This is a genomic window from Sphingomonas profundi (assembly GCF_009739515.1).
Classification (GTDB): domain Bacteria; phylum Pseudomonadota; class Alphaproteobacteria; order Sphingomonadales; family Sphingomonadaceae; genus Alterirhizorhabdus; species Alterirhizorhabdus profundi.
The window spans coordinates 61,126-79,302 of sequence record NZ_CP046535.1; the positions used below are offsets into that span (position 1 = coordinate 61,126).

An 18,177-nucleotide genomic window follows, 5' to 3' on the forward strand; every position below is an offset into this window, starting at 1 on the left:
CCCGGCATGGTGGCGCGCTTGGCCGCCGGCTCCTTAGCAAGGCGCCGCCGCCGCCGCCATATCACGCACGCGTCGCCGCGCGCAGCCACTGCGCCAGCGGCTCCCACAGCAGCGTGCGCGCCCGCCCGCCGACGATCATGCCGACATGGCCGAGGCCGAGCGAGAGGGGCGTGCCGATGCCCGGCGCGCTGGCGGCCGGCACGATGCGGTCGCTGGTGGAGATCACGTCCAGCACCGGGCAGGTCAGGCGGGCGGGATCGACCGGCGATCCCGCGACGATCCACTCGCCGCGCCCGGTGCGATCGCCGGTGAACAGATCGACCAGCAGCTCGCGCCCGGCCGCCAGGGTCAGGGGCGGGCCGTCATTGGCCCAATCCTCCAGCGCCACGAAGCCGGGGATCGCGGCCTCGGCCATGGCGCCGCGCCCCAGCCGCTCGAACTTGCCCACCGTGCGGGCGGGATCGAGCCGCCAGAAACTCGTCTGCAGCACCTCCATCGGCATCAGGCCCAGCCGCTCGGCCGCGGGCTCGGCGCTGCGCCACAGGTCGTTCAGGCTGGCGCGCGCCTCGTCCGGGAAGCCGGCGAAGCGCCAGGGCGCCGCGATCGTCACCAGCGCGGAAACGTCCGCACGCGCGGCGGCGGCGATCGTCATCGTGCCGCCCAGGCAGTAGCCGGCCAGCGCGGGCCGCCCGCCGAGCGCCGCGATCAGCGGCAGCAGATAGCGTTCGACATGGCCCGCCACCGAGAGATCGCGCTCGTCCGGCACGGGGCTGCCCCATTCCAGCAGCAGCGGCCGTACGCCCTGGCCGGCGAGCCAGCGGAGCAGCGAATTGTCCTCGGCGAGGTCCAGCACGCCGGGCGGGTTGATCAGCGAAGGCACGAACACCACAGGCGGCCCGGCGCCGCCGTAGTCGCGCAGCACGGCGCGGCCCACCTGCGCAGCGATCGGCCGCACCGGCGGGCGCGGCGGGCGCTCGGCCTCCTGATAGCGTCTCAGACCGGCCAGGGCATCGCGCATCCGCTGCGGCGATGCTGCGGTTTCGCTGCGCAGCAGGGCGATAAACAAAGGCAGCGGGCGGGGCCTGTGTTGCGGTGCGGCATAATCCTGTGCTACCATTCCGGCCTCTAAAGGATGGGATGGGGCGGCCATGGCGAAATCTTCTGGCGGATCGGGAACGGTCATCATCAAGAAATACGCCAATCGCCGGCTCTACAACACCGAAACATCGAGCTACATCACGCTGGAGCATCTCGCCGCGATGACGCGCGAGGGCCGCGACTTCAAGGTGATCGACGCCAAGTCGGAAGACGACATCACCCACAACGTCCTCACCCAGATCATCATGGAGGAGGAGACGCGGGGGCAGACGATGCTGCCGGTAAGCTTCCTGCGCCAGCTGATCTCGCTTTACGGCGACTCCATGCAGTCGATGGTGCCGCAATATCTGGAAGCATCGATGGATGCGTTCCGTCGCAACCAGATGCAGTTTCGCACCGCTATGGAAGGCGCCTTCACCGGCGGCCCGTTCGCCGAACTCGCCAAGCGCAACATCGAGATGTTCGAGGCGGCGACAAAGGCGTTCAAGCCCAAGCTGGGCGGCGCCGAGGCGCCCGCTGCCCCCGCCGCGCATCAGCCGGTGGAGGATGAGGTCGCCGCATTGAAGGACCAGCTGGCCGGCCTGCAGGCGAAGATCGACAAGCTGAGCGGTTGAGGGCCGGGACGGCGGCGGCTCGCCTCAGCCGAGCGGCTTGACGAACTTCAGGGTCATCCGGTCGCTCTCGCCGATGGCGACATATTTGGCGCGGTCGACGTCACCCTGGCTCAGGGTCGGCGGCAGCGTCCACACGCCGTTCGGCCAGTTCGCCGGATCCTTGGGATTGGCGTTCACCTCCGACTCCGCTGCCAGCTTGAAGCCGGCGGCGGTGGCGAGGCGCACCACCGTCGATCGCTTAATATACCCGCTGGTCTTCTCCAGCGCCGCATCCGCACTCTCGGGCAGGCGGTGATCCTCCACGCCCAGCACGCCGCCGGGCTTCAGCGCGCGGTAGAAGTCGACGAAGGCGCGTGCGGCCACATCGTCGCCGGCCATCAGCATGTTGTGCACGTTGCGGAAGGTGAGCACCACGTCTGCCGTTCCGGGCGGCGCGATCGTGGAGGGCGCCTTGACGTCGAAGATCGTCGTCGTGGCCTTGCCGAAGCGCGCGGGATCGCCCGCCAGCAGCTTCAGCGTGGCATCGCGATTCTTGCCGGGCGGCTGGGTGGCGGCGATGTAGTGGCCGCGCGCGGACAGCAGCGGCGCGAGGATCTCGGCATACCAGCCGGCGCCGGGCCAGATCTCCACCACCGTCTGGCCGGGCTTCACGCCGAAGAAGGCGAGCGTCTGGACGGGGTGGCGATATTGGTCGCGCGCGCGGTTGGCGGCGGATCGGGCCGGGCTGGCGACGGCCGCCGCCAGCGCATCGGCCGGCTTCGTCTGCACCGGCGTAGCGGCGGTGGCGGCAAGGGTGAGCGGTGCCAGCAGGGCGGCGAGAAAAAGGTGGCGCATTCGGTCTCTCCGCAACTAGGGCTCCAGGCCATGATGCGGGCCGGATGATCGACATGCAAGGGGCGCTCTGGATCGCGGCGGCGGCATCGGCCGGGCTGGCCGCCATCGCCGCGCTGGCGGACCGTCGCCGCGCCCGCCGCACGCGGCTGGACGCGGTCGGCTGGGTGCCGTGGCCGCTGGTGCTGCTGGCGGCGCTGATGGCGGCGGCCGTGTGCGCCGCGCTGGCGCTGAAGGGCTAGAGGCAGCTTTCCAGGAACGGCTGGTCGAAGCCGAACTGGCGCGCCTTGTCCAGCGTGTACGGGCGCAGGCCCATCGCGCGATACTCGCCCATGATCTTGCCGTCGGCGCCCTCGTCCATATACTCGAACTTGAACAGCTCCTGCGTGACGATCACGGCGCCTTCCATGCCGATCACCTCGGTGATGTTGGTCACGCGGCGGCTGCCGTCGCGCAGGCGCTTCACCTGGATGATCATGTCCACCGAATCGGCGATCTGGCGGCTGATCGCCTCCTTCGGCACCTTGATGTCCGACATCATCACCATGTTCTCCATACGCGCCAGCGCCTCGCGCGGGGAGTTGCTGTGCAGCGTGCACATGGAGCCATCGTGGCCGGTGTTCATGGCGGCGAGCATATCGAAACACTCGGCGCCACGGATCTCGCCCAGGATGATGCGGTCCGGCCGCATGCGCAGCGCGTTGACGACGAGATCGCGGATCGAGATCTGGCCGTTGCCCTCCAGGTTGGCGGGGCGCGTCTCCAGCGGCAGCCAGTGCGGCTGCTGGAGGCGGAGTTCGGCCGCGTCCTCGATCGTGATGACGCGCTCGCCGGGGTCGATCAGCTTGGAGAGCGCGTTCAGCATCGTCGTCTTGCCGGAGCCGGTGCCGCCGGAGATCACGATGTTGAAGCGGCTGGCGCCGGCGATCTTCAGCGCCGTCGCCATCTTGTCCGACATGCTGCCGCCCTTGGCCATCATGTCCAAGGTGATCGGCTTGGCCGAGAATTTGCGGATCGAGATCGCGGTGCCACGCAAGCTCAGCGGCGGCACGATGACGTTGACGCGGGAGCCGTCCATCAGGCGGGCGTCGGCCAGTGGGGTGGTCTGGTCGACGCGGCGGCCGACCTTGGAGACGATGCGCTGGGCGATCTGGAACAGATGCTCCTCGTCGCGGAAGGTGATCGGCGCGATCTCCAGCTTGCCCTTCTTCTCGATATAGGTCTGGTCCGGCCCGTTCACCATGATGTCGGTGATCAGCGGATCGTTGAGCAGCTCCTCCAGCGGCCCCAGACCCAGCAACTCGTCGACCAGCACCTTTTCCAGCGCGAACTGCTCGCGGCGGTTGAGCGTGATCTTCAGCTCGGCCAGCACCTCGCCGATGATCGGGCGGAATTCCTCGGCCAGCTCGTCCTTGCTGAGGGTGGCCGCGGCTTCCGGGTCGATCCGCTCCAGCAGGCGCGGCAGCACCTGCTCCTTGATCTTGTGGACGGAGGCGTCGAATCCTTCCTGCTTGCTGCTGCCGGCCTCTCCCGACGCATCCTGGCGGCTGGCGAGGCGAGCCATCGCGTCCATCGTGACGGGCACGCTGCTCTCGCCCGGGAAGGCCATCGTGTCGAGCGAGGGGAATTGCGCGCCGCCGGTCTCGACAGGAGCGGGGCCACCGCCGTGGAGCGGCCGCGCCACCCCGAAGGAGGGCCGCTGCCCGCCGCTCGAAGCTCCGCTGCGTCGGCCAAAAGCGCTCATCCGTTACACCCTCGATAGACGCGCCGGTTCGGCGCGTGGTCGGGAATGGTGAATAACGGCTAAGCTTTTACGATGTCTTACCGCCGGGCCGGCGGACGCCTCAGGCCTCGGTCGCGGCCTCGGCAAGCACGGTGAGGCCCTTCTCGTTCACCTCGGCGAAACCGCCCTCGACATGGATCCTGCCGGAGACGGTGTTCGGCCCCGAATAGACCGTCAGCTCGCCCGAGCGGACGACCGACATGAAGGGCGCGTGGCCGGCCAGCACGCCGAAATCACCCTCGGTGCCGGGCACCACGACCATGTGGACATCCTCCGAGCGAAGCAGCTTCTCGGGCGTGACGAGTTCGAAGTGGAGGGCCATGTCTGTCCTAGAGCTTTAAGAGCGCCACGATGAGCGCACCAACCGCGATCTGCGTTCCGATGAACCAAGTCAGCAGACGCGAGTGAACCGTCTCGATCTTGGCTTCGAGCCGAGCTTCCGCCTGGGAAAGGTCGGCCCGCAAGAGCTGAACGTCCGATTTTGTCGCCACGCCCTCGACAACGGCCTTGCCGATCGCCGCAGCTATCGCTTCCGCCTGTACCGACGATAGTTCGGCCGCACGAAGCTCCTTTGCAAGGGAAAGAGTGTCGACCGTCATCGACACGATCCTACGCTCTCTCCCCTGACGAGTCGACTATGCCGCTTCGGCCAGCTTCTGCGCCTTGGCGACCGCCTCCTCAATGCCGCCGACCATGTAGAAGGCGGCTTCCGGCAGATGGTCATACTCGCCGTCGACCACGGCCTTGAACGACTTCACCGTATCCTCGATCTGCACGAACTTGCCGGGGATGCCGGTGAACACCTCGGCCACGTGGAACGGCTGGCTGAGGAAGCGCTGGATCTTGCGGGCGCGGCTGACGGTGAGCTTGTCCTCCTCGGACAGCTCGTCCATGCCCAGGATGGCGATGATGTCCTGCAGCGACTTGTACTTCTGCAGCACCTCCTGCACCGCACGCGCCGTCTCGTAATGCTCCTGGCCGACGACCGCGGGCGTTAGCACGCGGCTGGTGCTGTCCAGCGGATCGACCGCCGGGTAGATGCCCAGTTCCGAGATGGCGCGGTTCAGCGTCGTCGTGGCGTCGAGGTGGGCGAAGGAGGTGGCCGGCGCCGGATCGGTGAGATCGTCGGCCGGCACGTAGATCGCCTGCACCGAGGTGATCGAGCCCTTGTTGGTGGACGTGATCCGCTCCTGCAGCGCGCCCATGTCGGTGGAGAGGGTCGGCTGATAACCCACGGCCGAGGGGATGCGGCCGAGCAGCGCCGACACTTCCGAGCCCGCCTGGGTGAAGCGGAAGATGTTGTCGACGAAGAACAGCACGTCCTGGCCTTCCACGTCGCGGAAATATTCCGCGTTGGCGAGGCCCGAGAGGGCGACGCGGGCGCGGGCGCCCGGCGGCTCGTTCATCTGGCCGAACACGAGCGCCACCTTGGAGCCTTCCGGCGTGGGGTTGCCGTCCGCGTCCTTGGCGATGACGCCGGCGTCGAGGAACTCGTGATAGAGATCGTTGCCCTCGCGCGTGCGCTCGCCGACGCCGGCGAACACCGAGACGCCGCCATGGCCTTTGGCGATGTTGTTGATCAGCTCCTGGATCAGCACCGTCTTGCCGACGCCGGCGCCGCCGAACAGGCCGATCTTGCCGCCCTTGGCGTAGGGCGCGAGCAGATCGATCACCTTGATGCCGGTGACGAGGATCGCCGTCTCGGTCGACTGGTCGACGAACAGCGGCGCGTCCGCGTGGATCGGGTTGGTGCGCTCGTGGCTCACCGGGCCGCGCTCGTCGATCGGCTCGCCGATCACGTTCAGGATGCGGCCGAGCGTGTCCGGGCCGACGGGCACGCGGATCTGACTGCCGGTGTCGCGCACTTCCTGGCCGCGGGTGAGGCCGTCGGTGGCGTCCATCGCGATCGTGCGGACGGTGTTCTCGCCCAGATGCTGGGCGACCTCCAGCACGAGGCGGGTCTCGCCATTCTGCGTCTCGAGCGCGTTCAGGATCGCCGGCAGCTCACCGTCGAACGAGACGTCGACGACGGCGCCGATGACCTGGCTGATGCGGCCGGTATAGTTGGTGGTGGGGGCGGTTGCCATGGTTCGGTCCTTGCCTGTGTTCTCTTGGAGCGCCGCGGCGCCGGATGTTCGATGCTTTACAGCGCCTCGGCGCCGGCGATGATCTCGATGAGCTCGGTGGTGATCGCCGCCTGGCGGGTGCGGTTGTAGACGATCGTCAGCTTGTTGATCATGTCGCCGGCATTGCGCGTGGCGTTGTCCATCGCGGTCATGCGGCTGCCCTGCTCCGACGCGGCATTCTCCAGCATCGCGCGGAACAGCTGCACGGCCACGTTGCGCGGCAGCAGCTCGGCGAGGATCGCCTCCTCGTCGGGCTCATATTCCACCGCGGCGGCGGCGACGTTGCCAGTCTCCGGCTTGGCGGCGGGGATCGACACGGGGATGATCTGCTGCTCGGTCGGCTCCTGCACCAGCGCCGACTGGAAGCGTGCGTAGAACAGGTGGGCGACGTCGAACTCGCCATTTTGAAAACGCTGGGTGAGGTCGCGGGCGACCTCAAGCGCATCGCTGAACGCGACGTTCTTGATGTGCGTCTGATCGACCTGGTGGACGATCGTGCCGGGGAACAGGCGGTTGAGGACGAGGCCCTTCTTGCCGATCAGGTAGAAGCGCACCGTCTTGCCCTGCGCGATCAGGCTGTCCGCCCGGCGGCGCGCGGCGCGCACGATGTTGGTGTTGAACGCACCGGCCAGGCCCCGCTCCGACGTGGCGACGACGATCAGGTGCAGCTGATCCTTGCCGCTGCCGGCCAGCAGGCGCGGGCTCTCCGGCCCAACGACGACCTTGGCGGCCAGGCGCGCCATCACGTCGTTCAGGCGCTCGGCATAGGGCCGGCCCTGCTCGGCCGCCATCTGCGCGCGACGCAGCTTGGCGGCGGCGACCATCTTCATCGCCTTGGTGATCTTCTGGGTCGATTTCACCGAGGAAATGCGGACCTTCAGGGCTTTGAGGCTGGCCATTACGGACCCTTAATGTGCGGCCGCGGCGAGAGCGGCGGCCGCGAAAGACAGATCAGGCGAAGGTCTTGGCGAACGCGTCCAGCGCGTCCTTCAGCTTGCCCTTCAGGTCGTCGCCGAGATCCTTGGTGTCGCGGATGCCGGTGAGCACGTCGGCGTGGCGGGCGCGCAGATCGGAGAGGAGCGCCTGCTCGAAGCGGGTCACGTCGCCGACCGGCACCTTGTCCAGATAGCCGTTCACCCCGGCGAAGATCGAGGCGACCTGCTCCTCGAACGGCATCGGCGCGTACTGCGCCTGCTTCAGCAGCTCCGTCAGCCGCGCGCCGCGGTTCAGCAGGCGCTGGGTCGAGGCGTCGAGGTCCGAGCCGAACTGGGCGAAGGCGGCCATCTCGCGATACTGCGCCAGCTCCAGCTTGATCGAGCCGGCGACCTTCTTCATCGCCTTGGTCTGCGCGGCCGAGCCGACGCGGCTGACCGACAGGCCGACGTTGATGGCCGGGCGCACGCCCTGGTAGAACAGGTCCGTCTCCAGGAAGATCTGGCCGTCGGTGATCGAGATCACGTTGGTCGGAATGTAGGCGGAGACGTCGCCGGCCTGCGTCTCGATGATCGGCAGCGCCGTCAGCGAGCCGTTGCCGTTGGCGTCGTTCATCTTCGCCGCCCGCTCCAGCAGGCGCGAGTGGAGGTAGAACACGTCGCCCGGATAGGCCTCGCGGCCCGGCGGGCGGCGCAGCAGCAGCGACATCTGGCGGTAGGCGACGGCCTGCTTGGACAGATCGTCGTACACGATCACAGCATGCATGCCGTTGTCGCGGAAATACTCGCCCATCGCGCAGCCGGTATACGGCGCGAGGAACTGGAGCGGTGCCGGCTCGGACGCGGTTGCGGCGACTACGATGGAATATTCCATCGCGCCATTCTCCTCCAGCGCGCGCACGATCTGCGCGACGGTGGAGCGCTTCTGGCCGACGGCGACGTACACGCAGTAGAGCTTCTTGCCCTCGTCGTCGCCCTGATGCGCCTGCTTCTGGTTGATGAAGGTGTCGATCGCGACGGCCGTCTTGCCGGTCTGGCGATCGCCGATGATTAGCTCGCGCTGGCCGCGGCCGACGGGCACCAGCGCGTCGAGCGCCTTGAGGCCGGTCTGCACCGGCTCGTGCACCGACTTGCGCGGGATGATGCCGGGCGCCTTCACCTCGACGCGGCGGCGCTCGGCCCCCTCGATCGGGCCCTTGCCGTCGATCGGATTGCCGAGGCCGTCCACCACGCGGCCGAGCAGGCCCTTGCCGACCGGCACGTCCACGATCGTGCCGGTGCGCTTGACGACATCGCCTTCCTTGATCTGCGCGTCCGACCCGAAGATCACCGCGCCGACATTGTCGGCCTCCAGGTTCAGGGCCATGCCCTGCACGCCGTTGGCGAACTCGATCATCTCGCCGGCCTGCACATTGTCCAGGCCGTGGATGCGGGCGATGCCGTCGCCCACCGACAGCACCTGACCGACCTCGGACACCTGCGCCTCGTTGCCGAAGCTGGCGATCTGGTCACGGATGACCTTCGAGATTTCTGCCGCGCGGATATCCATTTTCAGCCTTTCATCGCAGTCGCGAGAGTGTTCAACTTGGTGCGGATCGAGCCATCGACCATGCGGCTGCCGACCTTCACGATCAGCCCGCCGAGGATCGCCGGATCCACCTTGAGATCGATCGCCACGTCGCGCCCGGTCTGCTGCCTCAGCTTGGCCTTCAAGGCCGCGATCTGGTCGTCGCCGAGGGGGTGGGCGGAGGTGACGTCGGCCGTCGCCTCGTTGCGGTGGCGCGCCAGCAGCTGGCGGAAGGCGCGGATCACGGCGTCGATCTGATCGAGCCGGCGGTTCTGCGCGAGCACGCCGAGGAAATTGCCGGTGAGCGGATCGAGGCCCATCGCCGGCACCACCGCCGCGATCGCCGCCTTGGCTTCGGTGCGCCCGATCAGCGGGCTGGCGATCAGCCGGCGCAGCTCGTCGGAGCCGGCGATCGACGCCTTCAGCGTCTCTAGGCTGGCCGACACCGTGTCCAGCTGGCGCTCGTCGCGGGCAAGTTCGAACAGGGCCGTCGCGTAGCGCCCGCTAAGGCTTGCCTGAATGCCGCCGGATGTCTCCACGCGCCCGAAATCCCCTAGCTGGAGTGTGCCCCATGCGGAGGGGATCGCCGCCAAGGGCGCCCCCGCACGTTCGCCGGCCGGTTAGCAGGGGGTTCGCGGCGATGCAAGGCGCAAGGATTCTGCCGCGCGGGCCGGCCGGATCCTTCCCGTGCCTAGGAGGATCTCGAACACATGCGAGTATCTCAGACGAAGGAGTAGGGGTCGACGTCCACCGCTACCCGCACGCCCTTGGGCCAATCCAATGCGCCGAGCCAGGCGCGGATCACGTCCTGCACGTCAAGGGTGCGGCGGGCGTGGACCAGCAGCCGCTGGCGGTGGCGGCCGCGCAGCATGGCGAGGGGGGCCGGGGCGGGGCCGTAGACGGCCATGCCCTCCACCTCCGGCGCGCTGTCGCCGATCAGGCGGGCTGCCGCCACCGCCTCGTCGAGCGCCTCGGACGACACGATGATCGCGGCGAATCGGCCGAACGGCGGCGCGCCGGCATGTCGCCGCGCCGCGGTCTCGGCCGCGTAGAAGCTCTCCGCATCGCCCGAGACGAGCGCGCGAATCACCGGCGCGCCGGGCTCGCGCGTCTGCACCAGCACGCGGCCGGGCTTCTCGCCGCGACCCGCCCGCCCGGCCACCTGTGCGATCTGCTGGAAGCTGCGCTCGGCCGCGCGCAGATCGCCGCCGGCCAGGCCGAGATCGGCGTCGATCACGCCCACCAGGGTGAGGTTGGGGAAGTGGTAGCCCTTCGTCACCAGCTGCGTGCCGATCACGATGTCGATCTCGCCCGCCTCCATGCGGTTGACGAACTCGGCCGCCTTGGCCGGCGACCAGAGCGTGTCCGACGTGACCATCGCGGTGCGCGCCTGCGGGAACAGCGCCGCCACCTCGTCGGCGATCCGCTCGACGCCGGGGCCGCAGGCGACCAGGCTGTCCGCCTCGCCGCATTCCGGGCAGGCGGCGGGCGGCGGCATCACATGGCCGCAATGATGGCACGCGAGCCGCGCCGTCAGCCGGTGCTCCACCATCCAGGCGGTGCAGTTCGGGCACTGGAAGCGGTGGCCGCAGGTGCGGCAGAGCGTGAGCGGCGCGTAGCCGCGCCGGTTGAGGAACAGCAGCGACTGCTCGCCGCGCGCCAGATTGGCCTCCAGCTCGCGGACCAGGGTGGGGGCGATCCAGCGGCCGCGCAGCGGCGGATCGCGCAGCAGATCCAGCGCGGCGATATCCGGCATGGTGGCCGGGCCGAAGCGGCGCGGCAGCTTCAGCTCGGCATAGTGGCCGAGCGTCACCTGCTGGCGCGTCTCGATCGCCGGCGTGGCCGAGGCGAGGATCACGGGCACCCCCTCGAACCGGCCGCGCATCACCGCCACGTCGCGGGCGTGGTACATCACGCCATCCTCCTGCTTGAACGAGGATTCGTGCGCCTCGTCCACCACGATCAGGCCGAGATCGGCATAGGGCAGGAACAAGGCGGAGCGGGCGCCGACCACCACCTTCGCCTCGCCCGACGCGATCGCGCGCCATGCCCGCCTGCGCTGCGACTGGCGCAGGTCCGAGTGCCAGGCGACCGGCTGGTGGCCGAAGCGGGCGGCGAACCGCTTGAGAAACGGCTCGGTCAGCGCGATCTCCGGCAGCAGCACCAGCGTCTGCCGGCCGGCCCGGATCGCCTCGGCGACAGCCTCGAAATACACCTCCGTCTTGCCGGAGCCGGTAACGCCGTCCAGCAGGAAGGCCGCCGCCTCGCGCGCCTGCACCGCGGCGACCAGGGTGGCGGCGGCGGCGGCCTGCTCGGCCGAGAGATCGGGGGGCGCGTGATCGGGATCGGGCGGCACGAACGGATCGTCGACCGCCACCTCCACCGGCTCGATCGCGCCGGCCTTCACCAGCCCGCGGATCACCGCATCGGAGACGTCGGCGATATACGCCAGCTCGCGCACCAGCCCCTGGCGCTCGCCGATCCGCTGCAACGCCTGTTCGCGCTGCGGGGTGAGGCGATCGGGCACGGTGCCGGTGGCGCGATACTCGGTCGTGGCGCGCCGCTCGTCGAGCGCGCTGGCCGAGGCGAGCGCCATGCGCAGCACGGCGGCGGGGGCGGCGAGATAATAGTCCGCCGTCCACTCGATCAGCCGGCGCAGCGGTGCGGCGAGCGGCGGCAGATCGTAGACATGGGTGAGCGGGCGCAGGCGATTGTCGCCCACCTCCGCGTCGGAGGGCATCCGCTCCGCTTCCCACACCACGCCGGCCAGCTGGCGCGGGCCGAGGGGCGCCAGAACGATGCTGCCGGGCTCCACCGCATGCTCGCGATCCACCCGGTAATCGAGCGGGCCGATGGCGGAGTTCAGCAGGAGGACGCGGGCGCGGGCCATGCCGCCTAGTTAGGGTGGCGGCGGGCGGAAGGGAATCCCGCCGCTCAGCGCGCGGGCGGCAGCGCCTGCAGCCAGGCGACGATCTCGTTCGCCAATCGAAGGCGCGCGTCGGACCAGCTGTGATCGGTGGCGACGTGGACGAGGGTGACGGCCCTGCCGCCGCCGGCGCGCACCGCCGCCGCCAGGTCCGCGGCCGCGGGGGCGAGGCCGTCGTCGCTGGTGAGCACCAGCAGCGGCCGGGCGGCCAGCGCCGGGGCGGCCTTTGTCCAGTCGAACAGGGCGGCGTTGGCGGCGAGCTCGTCGGCCATCTGCTCGGCCGACGCCGCCAGCGTCTCGCGATTGTCGGCCATGCGGGCGACGAGTTCGGCGCGCGGGGTGCGGCCGGCCGGACCCATGTTGGCCGCCGAGATCAGGGCCGCGCCGAGCAGGCGATGGTCATGCGCCGCCGTCAGCGCCGTCACCCAGCCGCCCATGCTGTGGCCGGCGATCGCCAGCCGCGCCGGATCGATGCCCAGCCGGGCGGCGTGGTCGGGATCGCGGACATAGGCCAGCACCGCATCGGCATCGACGAGGTTCCCGGCGAAGCTGAAGCGGCCCGAGCTGCCCCACGATCCGCGATAATTGGGCAGCACCACGTTCCAGCCGGCGCGGCGCACCGCCTGCGCCAGATCGCCATTCTTCTCGTTGCCGGGCAGGCCGTGGAAGAGCACCAGCGTGGGGTGCGGCCCCGGCCCGGCCGCCAGATAGGCGACGGCGTTGAGCGTGCCGCCGCCGCTCGGCACGTGCAGCACCTCCATGCGGGCCGGATGGGCGGCGTCGCGCGGCGGATCGCCCGCGATCGCCGGCGGAGCGGCCGGCACCGGGCGCGCGGGCGCTGGGGGCGCCAGCAGCGCGGCGATAGCGGCGATCGGCAGGAAGGCTCTCGTCATCGCACCCCGTCTCCTCGCCACCCACGCTACCAGCCCGGCGGCGCTTGCCAAGGGCGCTCCACCGGTGCGTGGAGGGCGGCGCACCTTTAAGGCTGGCGGTGCCGCGGCGGCTTTGCTAGGGGAGCCCCCACGCACTCGTAGCTCAGCTGGATAGAGCACTGCCCTCCGAAGGCAGGGGTCAGGGGTTCGAATCCCTTCGAGTGCGCCAGCCACCCACGTTCGTCACCCGGCCACCCGAAGGCGCCGGCTACCAGCTTCTCGATCTTCTCGACGATCGCATCCGTTACCTCCAGCGCGCGGCCAAGATAGCCGGTCTCGAACGGCGCATAGGTGTCCGACGTGGACGTCTTCCGATGCCCGAGCATGATCTGGCCCTCGATCCAGTCGCGCTCGCCCGGCTCTTGCGCGCGAGATGCGCCATCGATCGGCGTATCAGCTTGAGACCGCCTTCGCCGTCGCCGGGCAGTCCAACGGACTCCTGCGGTTCCGTCGCCGCCGACGTAGGCCAACAGGTGGGCTTCGTCGTGGCCGGACCGGAGGTGAAGGTATATTATGACGGTGGCTATATCGACGACGTGGGTCGCGGCCGCCGCAACGTCAATCGTGCGGACATCTACGGTGGCCGGGCCGATCTGCTGTTCACGCCTGGCGACGCGCTGACGATCCGCCTGTCCGGCTTTGCCCAGGACATCAAGCGCGACGGCAGTTCCTTCGCCGACTACACGTTCGGTGGACGGCCGACCGACAACGCACTGGCGCAGCGGCGCCTGATCGATGAACCGTTCGACCAGCAATTCCGCCTCGGCAGCCTTTCGATCACCTACGATCTCGGCGGCGCTGCGATCACCTCGATCACCAGCTATCAGACGGTCAAAACCCAGCGGGTACTCGATTATTCCGCACCCTATGTGCCGCTGCTGGCGTTTCTCGGCCTGCCGTTCGGTTCGGTCGGGCTGAACCTCACGCCGGAAACCCGAAAGTTTACAAATGAATTGCGCATCGCCTCGCGCGGCAATGGTCGGATCGTCGTCGTGGCCAATGCCGGCAAGGCAAGGCTGTACGGCGGCGAGCTGACGCTGATCGCGCGTCCCAGCCGTGAAGTCACGTTCAGCGGTGCCTTCGCCTATGCCCACGCCCGGCTCGCCCAGGACAATGCCGATCTCGGCGGCCGCGACGGTGATCGCCTTCCCGACGTCCCCGCTTTCACGGCGGCGATCAGCGGTGATTATACCGCACCGTCCGGTAGCGCATTCGCGCCGACGTTCGGCGCGACATTGCGGTTCGTGTCGGATCGCTCGGTCAGCTTCGACAACAGCACCTCATTCCCGCAGTATAGGCTGCCCGACTATACGTCGGTCGATCTGCGCGCCGGTGCCAAAATCGGCCCGGTCGATGCGCAGCTTTACGTTCGCAATCTCTTCGACGAACGGGGGCAGCTGTCCGGATATACGCTGCTGTCGACCAACGGACTGACCAGCGGACTGCCGGCGCAGGTATCGATCATGCAGCCCCGCACGATCGGACTGAGCGGCTCGGTCAAATTCTAACGGCATCAGCAGGCGGGTCGGCGGCGTTCGAACGAGATTGATGACTGTCATCGGTTCACCGTTGTACTTGCGGAACTTGCAACGCAACGTGGCGTGCACTTCGTACATCCATGCGAAGTGCATTGCCGGGGTTTGTACGCTATCAGTCTGGTCGTTGCGCGATCTTGGGGTGCAGTAGCTCCGCAAAGCCGATGCGATGGAGGAACTGTTCGCGGACACGGTCCACGACAGGCATCGTCACCGCCGAGCCATCGTTCGCCGGATCGATCACCGTGCGGAACGGTCGCTTGCCCGCCGGCATGCCGACGATCTGCACCACGGCGCGGCCGATCTCGCCCGGATCGGAGTCCTCCGGATCGGTCGCGGCGAGGGAGGTCTGGATACGCTGCGCAAAATCGTCCGGCCACGCGTCCTCACACTCCTTGGCGCGCGCTTCGTCTGCGGGCTTGCCGGCATTGGGGAAGTGGTTGGTTCCCTTGGTATAGGCGCCGGGAACGATGATCGACGTCTCGATGCCGAGCGGCGCCAGCTCACGGGCGTAGGAGACCGCGATCTGATCCATGCCGGCCTTGGCGGCGAAATACGGCCCCAGCAGCGGCGGGATGCCACCCATCACGCTGGTGCTCGACGTCCAGACCAGCAGGCCGGCTTTGGCCGCTCTCATATGCGGCAGGACCGCGCGATTGAGGCGCTGTGTGCCGAGCACGTTGACGTCGTACAGTTCGGCGAGCTGGTCGGGCGTGAACGCCTCCAGCGGACCGAAGACCATGTGGCCGGCATTATGGACGACGACGTCGATGCGTCCATGTTCGCGCATGATGTCACCGATTGCGGCGTCGATCGAGGTCTCGTCCTGCACGTCCAGTTCGATCGTGCGCAGATCGATCTTCTGTCCGGAGGCCGCGGATGCGATGTCGGCCACAGTCTTGGCATTCTTGCCGTCGGTCCCGCGCATCGAGGCGTAGGCGGTGTGACCGGCGGCGGCGAGATCGGTCGCGATCATGCGGCCAAAGCCGCTGGAAGCGCCGGTGACGAGGATGATGAGGCTCATTGGTCCGTCTCCTTCAGATCGCGCCGCCGTTGACCCGGATCACCTGGCCGGTGATCCAGTGGCTGTCGGGGCCCAGCAGCATGGCGACGGCGGCCGCGATGTCGTCCGGCTCGGCCAGCCGGCCGAGCGGTATCATCTTCGTAACCTGCGCGATCTGCTCGTCGGTCTTGTCGTCGAGGAACAGCTTCGTCGCGACCGGGCCGGGCGCGATGGCGTTCACCGTGATCTTCTTCGCTCCCAGCTCCTTGGCGAGGATGTGGGTCATTGCCTCGACGCCGGCCTTGGTCGCGGCGTAGGCGCCATAGGTGGGCTGGTAGAGGCCGACGACGCTTGACGAGAAGCTGACGATCCGGCCGCCCTCGGCGATGCGACGGGCGCCTTCGCGCAGGCAGTTGAACACGCCCTTGAGGTTGATCGCGAGATGCCGGTCGAAGAGGTCGTCATCGGTCTCGGCGATGGGCGCCAGCTTCATGATGCCGGCATTGTTGACGATGGCATGAACCCCGCCGAATGCTTGCTCCGTCTCGTCGAATAATTGCTCAACGCGATCGGGAATACTGATGTCGGCCTTGATTGCGATCGCGTGACCACCCGCGTTCGTGATCGTATCCACCAGCGCGTTCGCCGGCGCATCGTTGCCCGAATAGTTGATCGTGACGGCCCAGCCGTCCTTCACCAGCCGCTGTGCCACCGCGGCACCGATCCCTTGCGACGATCCGGTGACGATCGCGGCGCGTCTCTGCGTAGCCATGGCCTTGTCTCCCGTTATGCGGTCGACATGGTTACGCTGTTCTGATGGTGTTGTTGCGGGCTTCTCTCCTCTTGCGGCAGGCGCGAAACACTATCGCGCGATGGCGAAAGTCAAGGCGATGCGCGATAGCTGCTCGCCGTCGTGCCGACGTGGCGAAGGAACGCCGTGGCGAACGCGCTGGCGCGGGAGTAGCCGCACCGGAAACCGATCTCGGCAATCGGCAGGTCTGTAGTGCGAAGCAGCAGCCGCGCGTGGGCCATGCGCAGGGTCGTCAGATACGCTGCCGGCCCCAAACCCGTACTCTCCCGAAATCGTCGCCCGAAATGGTGGACACTGATCCCCGCCTCTCGCGCCAGTTCGTCCAGCGTCATGGCACTCTCAAGATGCGCTGTCATATACTCGATCACCCGGGCAAGGCGGCGGTCCGTGATGACGCTGGCGAGGCGGGGGTCGCTATGCAGGTGGCGCCACTGAGCATGCTGCGACAGCAGGTGGGTGACGATCCAGCGTGCCGCTCCAGCCGCATAGATGTCGGGTTCGCCTGCCCGACACGCGGCGAGCAGTGCCACGGCCTGAGCTGCGATCGCATTGTCCCGAAAAGAAAGCGCCGATAGATCGTCGGCGCGCGCATGGCGCCCTGCCTGGCTATATTCGTCAGCAAGCGCGGACAGCAACGAGCCGGGCAGATAGAAGTGCAGCGTCCGGAACGGTGGCTGCCCGGGCAGTGTCCGCCAACGCATTCGCGTGACTTCCCCAGGCGGGGTCATGCCCGCGTTGCCAGGCTGATAGAGTGCGGATTTCCACCGTCCACGAGAGAAAACGCCGATCTCGTGGTGGCCTGACATCGCCACGACGAGCGTGAGATCGGTCTTCAGATGCGTCTCGAATATGTCGCTTTCGCCGATCCCTTCCTGATGATCGAGATGCAGCGAAGTCCACCCCGCCGGAACACTGCTTTCGATCAGTCGGCTTGGATCTGCGGATGCGAACGACATGCTCTCCGACGAACGGACATCTGGCGACGGTTTCGACATAAGTCTGGCTGTTCCAACGAACGATGGTCCCGCGCGTACAATGGGACTTGGCACGGCATCGACCCGTCGGACAACAGTCTGCGCGCGCTTATCTTCTCATCGACCCGTCGATGCGGACCTCTTGGATGGCGGACACGCGGAGCTACAGGTTTACGGCTGAAACGGCGGCCAGCAAGCGGCTGCCGGGCGAGGAGCACAGGGTCAGCCGTCGGCCACATCGTCGAAGACGCCGGTCGATCCGAGGAACCAATCGATCCGGTCGCGGCGTTCGGCGCTCTCGACGTCGGCGGCCGGCGCGTGCGCGAGGGAGACGCCGCCGCCGGCGCGCGGACATGATCGCGATGGCGAGTGTCGCCGCGGCGCCGGTCTCGCGGCCTCAGCGCAGGCGCATGCCGCGATAGCTGCGCCCCTCGACGAACAGGAAGTAGTTGCCCAGAGTGCCCCGGCGGATGCGGATCTTGGCGCCGGCCCTCGGCGGGAAGTTCATCGGATCGGTCGTCTGCCACACGGCGCCGCTCTCATCCGCCAGGCGGATCTCGACGCGGCCATTGGCGGCCGCGCGCGCGCCCGCCACGGTGGTGTTGATCTCGGTGAAGCTGTCGGCCTTGTCCTCGTCGCGCGCGCCGCCGAACAGATCGATTTTCGGCAGGGTAAAGCCGAACAGCGATCGCTTGGCCTTGCGGATGTCCTGCCGGTCGACGATCGTCACGTCCTTGCCGCGCACGGCCTGCTCCAGCGCCGCCGTCGCCTTCTCGAAGCAGGCCACCTTCGCGTTCACGTCGGCCAGGGCGCGACATTCGGTGAGCGAGCGCAGCACACGATCGGACGAGCCGGTCTCGCCGTGCGCGGCGGCGGCCTGGCCCATGACGGCCGGTAGCAGCCCCGCCGCCACGATGATGTTCCAGCGTCGCCGCATCGCCCGCATCCCCCTGTCAGACGAGGTGGACGCTATCCCCTCGCCCCGGCAGCGGCAAGGGTTCGGAAGGGGGGTGTGTCCCTAATGTAACAATGCGACGGGAATGTT

18 protein-coding genes and 1 tRNA gene are annotated in these 18,177 nt (G+C 68.2%); 4 read left to right on the plus strand and 15 right to left on the minus strand.

The features are described 5' to 3' along the window. Positions 1-61 precede the first annotated feature (61 nt). Positions 62-1,018: an alpha/beta hydrolase gene (locus GNT64_RS00275; protein ID WP_231639156.1), complete on the minus strand. Its 957-nt coding sequence runs from the start codon at positions 1,016-1,018 to the stop codon at positions 62-64. Positions 1,019-1,148: 130 nt separating this feature from the next. Between GNT64_RS00275 and phaR the strand changes: the two genes are divergently transcribed. Continuing rightward, a complete protein-coding gene (gene phaR, locus GNT64_RS00280; protein WP_156677716.1) occupies positions 1,149-1,712 on the plus strand; it encodes a polyhydroxyalkanoate synthesis repressor PhaR in 564 nt (187 codons plus the stop codon). A gap of 24 nt (positions 1,713-1,736) precedes the next feature. On the opposite strand, the gene GNT64_RS00285 is transcribed toward phaR, so the two are convergent. After that, positions 1,737-2,546, minus strand: coding sequence for a class I SAM-dependent methyltransferase (locus tag GNT64_RS00285; protein ID WP_156677717.1), 810 nt, complete (start codon positions 2,544-2,546; stop codon positions 1,737-1,739). Between the two features lie 44 nt (positions 2,547-2,590). Between GNT64_RS00285 and GNT64_RS00290 the strand changes: the two genes are divergently transcribed. Next, positions 2,591-2,785: a hypothetical protein gene (locus GNT64_RS00290; RefSeq protein WP_156677718.1), complete on the plus strand. Its 195-nt coding sequence runs from the start codon at positions 2,591-2,593 to the stop codon at positions 2,783-2,785. Here GNT64_RS00290 and GNT64_RS00295 read toward each other — a convergent pair. The 9 genes from GNT64_RS00295 to GNT64_RS00335 form a co-directional block, all read right to left on the minus strand. Further along, positions 2,782-4,287, minus strand: a complete 1,506-nt coding sequence (locus GNT64_RS00295; protein WP_156677719.1) for a TadA family conjugal transfer-associated ATPase — start codon at positions 4,285-4,287, stop codon at positions 2,782-2,784. The genes GNT64_RS00290 and GNT64_RS00295 overlap by 4 nt on opposite strands. A gap of 100 nt (positions 4,288-4,387) precedes the next feature. Next, entirely contained in the window at positions 4,388-4,648 is a 261-nt protein-coding gene (locus tag GNT64_RS00300; RefSeq protein ID WP_156677720.1) for an ATP synthase F1 subunit epsilon, read from the minus strand. A gap of 7 nt (positions 4,649-4,655) precedes the next feature. After that, on the minus strand, positions 4,656-4,925 hold the full coding sequence (locus GNT64_RS00305) for a hypothetical protein (protein WP_156677721.1): 270 nt from the start codon (positions 4,923-4,925) through the stop codon (positions 4,656-4,658). Positions 4,926-4,961: 36 nt separating this feature from the next. Then, positions 4,962-6,413 (minus strand): F0F1 ATP synthase subunit beta, encoded by a 1,452-nt coding sequence (gene atpD, locus GNT64_RS00310; protein WP_156677722.1) that lies wholly within the window; start codon positions 6,411-6,413, stop codon positions 4,962-4,964. A gap of 56 nt (positions 6,414-6,469) precedes the next feature. After that, positions 6,470-7,351 carry a F0F1 ATP synthase subunit gamma gene (locus tag GNT64_RS00315; protein ID WP_156677723.1) on the minus strand — a complete coding sequence of 294 codons (882 nt, stop codon included), beginning with the start codon at positions 7,349-7,351 and terminating at the stop codon, positions 6,470-6,472. Between the two features lie 52 nt (positions 7,352-7,403). After that, positions 7,404-8,933 (minus strand): F0F1 ATP synthase subunit alpha, encoded by a 1,530-nt coding sequence (gene atpA, locus GNT64_RS00320; RefSeq protein ID WP_156677724.1) that lies wholly within the window; start codon positions 8,931-8,933, stop codon positions 7,404-7,406. Between the two features lie 2 nt (positions 8,934-8,935). Next, entirely contained in the window at positions 8,936-9,490 is a 555-nt protein-coding gene (locus GNT64_RS00325) for a F0F1 ATP synthase subunit delta (RefSeq protein WP_156677725.1), read from the minus strand. A gap of 182 nt (positions 9,491-9,672) precedes the next feature. After that, on the minus strand, positions 9,673-11,841 hold the full coding sequence (locus GNT64_RS00330) for a primosomal protein N' (protein ID WP_156677726.1): 2,169 nt from the start codon (positions 11,839-11,841) through the stop codon (positions 9,673-9,675). A 44-nt stretch (positions 11,842-11,885) separates the two neighbouring features. Next, positions 11,886-12,770 (minus strand): alpha/beta hydrolase family protein, encoded by an 885-nt coding sequence (locus tag GNT64_RS00335; protein ID WP_156677727.1) that lies wholly within the window; start codon positions 12,768-12,770, stop codon positions 11,886-11,888. Between the two features lie 131 nt (positions 12,771-12,901). Between GNT64_RS00335 and GNT64_RS00340 the strand changes: the two genes are divergently transcribed. Together GNT64_RS00340 and GNT64_RS00350 are read left to right on the plus strand one after the other, a co-directional pair. After that, positions 12,902-12,978: transfer RNA gene (locus GNT64_RS00340), tRNA-Arg, on the plus strand. Continuing rightward, complete coding sequence (locus GNT64_RS00350) at positions 12,971-14,317, plus strand: TonB-dependent receptor (RefSeq protein WP_197277201.1); 1,347 nt, start codon at positions 12,971-12,973, stop codon at positions 14,315-14,317. Before GNT64_RS00340 ends, GNT64_RS00350 begins: the two co-directional genes overlap by 8 nt. Before the next feature lie 142 nt (positions 14,318-14,459). On the opposite strand, the gene GNT64_RS00355 is transcribed toward GNT64_RS00350, so the two are convergent. From GNT64_RS00355 to GNT64_RS00370, 4 genes are all read right to left on the minus strand, one after another. Beyond that, complete coding sequence (locus GNT64_RS00355; RefSeq protein ID WP_156677728.1) at positions 14,460-15,368, minus strand: SDR family oxidoreductase; 909 nt, start codon at positions 15,366-15,368, stop codon at positions 14,460-14,462. 13 nt (positions 15,369-15,381) lie between these two features. Further along, complete coding sequence (locus tag GNT64_RS00360) at positions 15,382-16,119, minus strand: SDR family oxidoreductase (protein ID WP_156677729.1); 738 nt, start codon at positions 16,117-16,119, stop codon at positions 15,382-15,384. 110 nt (positions 16,120-16,229) lie between these two features. Continuing rightward, positions 16,230-17,114 (minus strand): helix-turn-helix domain-containing protein, encoded by an 885-nt coding sequence (locus GNT64_RS00365; protein ID WP_197277202.1) that lies wholly within the window; start codon positions 17,112-17,114, stop codon positions 16,230-16,232. A gap of 415 nt (positions 17,115-17,529) precedes the next feature. Continuing rightward, entirely contained in the window at positions 17,530-18,069 is a 540-nt protein-coding gene (locus GNT64_RS00370; protein WP_156677731.1) for a hypothetical protein, read from the minus strand. Positions 18,070-18,177 lie beyond the last annotated feature (108 nt).

What these genes read in the sequence shown, in the direction of transcription:
- GNT64_RS00330 (WP_156677726.1), bottom strand. Translation starts at nt 11,841, where the DNA reads ATGGCCCGCGCCCGCGTCCTCCTGCTGAACTCCGCCATCGGCCCGCTC.
- GNT64_RS00335 (WP_156677727.1), bottom strand. Translation starts at nt 12,770, where the DNA reads ATGACGAGAGCCTTCCTGCCGATCGCCGCTATCGCCGCGCTGCTGGCG.
- GNT64_RS00370 (WP_156677731.1), bottom strand. Translation starts at nt 18,069, where the DNA reads ATGCGGCGACGCTGGAACATCATCGTGGCGGCGGGGCTGCTACCGGCC.
- GNT64_RS00290 (WP_156677718.1), top strand. Translation starts at nt 2,591, where the DNA reads ATGATCGACATGCAAGGGGCGCTCTGGATCGCGGCGGCGGCATCGGCC.
- GNT64_RS00295 (WP_156677719.1), bottom strand. Translation starts at nt 4,287, where the DNA reads ATGAGCGCTTTTGGCCGACGCAGCGGAGCTTCGAGCGGCGGGCAGCGG.
- atpA (WP_156677724.1), bottom strand. Translation starts at nt 8,933, where the DNA reads ATGGATATCCGCGCGGCAGAAATCTCGAAGGTCATCCGTGACCAGATC.
- GNT64_RS00315 (WP_156677723.1), bottom strand. Translation starts at nt 7,351, where the DNA reads ATGGCCAGCCTCAAAGCCCTGAAGGTCCGCATTTCCTCGGTGAAATCG.
- GNT64_RS00365 (WP_197277202.1), bottom strand. Translation starts at nt 17,114, where the DNA reads ATGTCGTTCGCATCCGCAGATCCAAGCCGACTGATCGAAAGCAGTGTT.
- GNT64_RS00300 (WP_156677720.1), bottom strand. Translation starts at nt 4,648, where the DNA reads ATGGCCCTCCACTTCGAACTCGTCACGCCCGAGAAGCTGCTTCGCTCG.
- phaR (WP_156677716.1), top strand. Translation starts at nt 1,149, where the DNA reads ATGGCGAAATCTTCTGGCGGATCGGGAACGGTCATCATCAAGAAATAC.
- GNT64_RS00275 (WP_231639156.1), bottom strand. Translation starts at nt 1,018, where the DNA reads ATGCGCGATGCCCTGGCCGGTCTGAGACGCTATCAGGAGGCCGAGCGC.
- atpD (WP_156677722.1), bottom strand. Translation starts at nt 6,413, where the DNA reads ATGGCAACCGCCCCCACCACCAACTATACCGGCCGCATCAGCCAGGTC.
- GNT64_RS00285 (WP_156677717.1), bottom strand. Translation starts at nt 2,546, where the DNA reads ATGCGCCACCTTTTTCTCGCCGCCCTGCTGGCACCGCTCACCCTTGCC.
- GNT64_RS00305 (WP_156677721.1), bottom strand. Translation starts at nt 4,925, where the DNA reads ATGACGGTCGACACTCTTTCCCTTGCAAAGGAGCTTCGTGCGGCCGAA.
- GNT64_RS00360 (WP_156677729.1), bottom strand. Translation starts at nt 16,119, where the DNA reads ATGGCTACGCAGAGACGCGCCGCGATCGTCACCGGATCGTCGCAAGGG.
- GNT64_RS00355 (WP_156677728.1), bottom strand. Translation starts at nt 15,368, where the DNA reads ATGAGCCTCATCATCCTCGTCACCGGCGCTTCCAGCGGCTTTGGCCGC.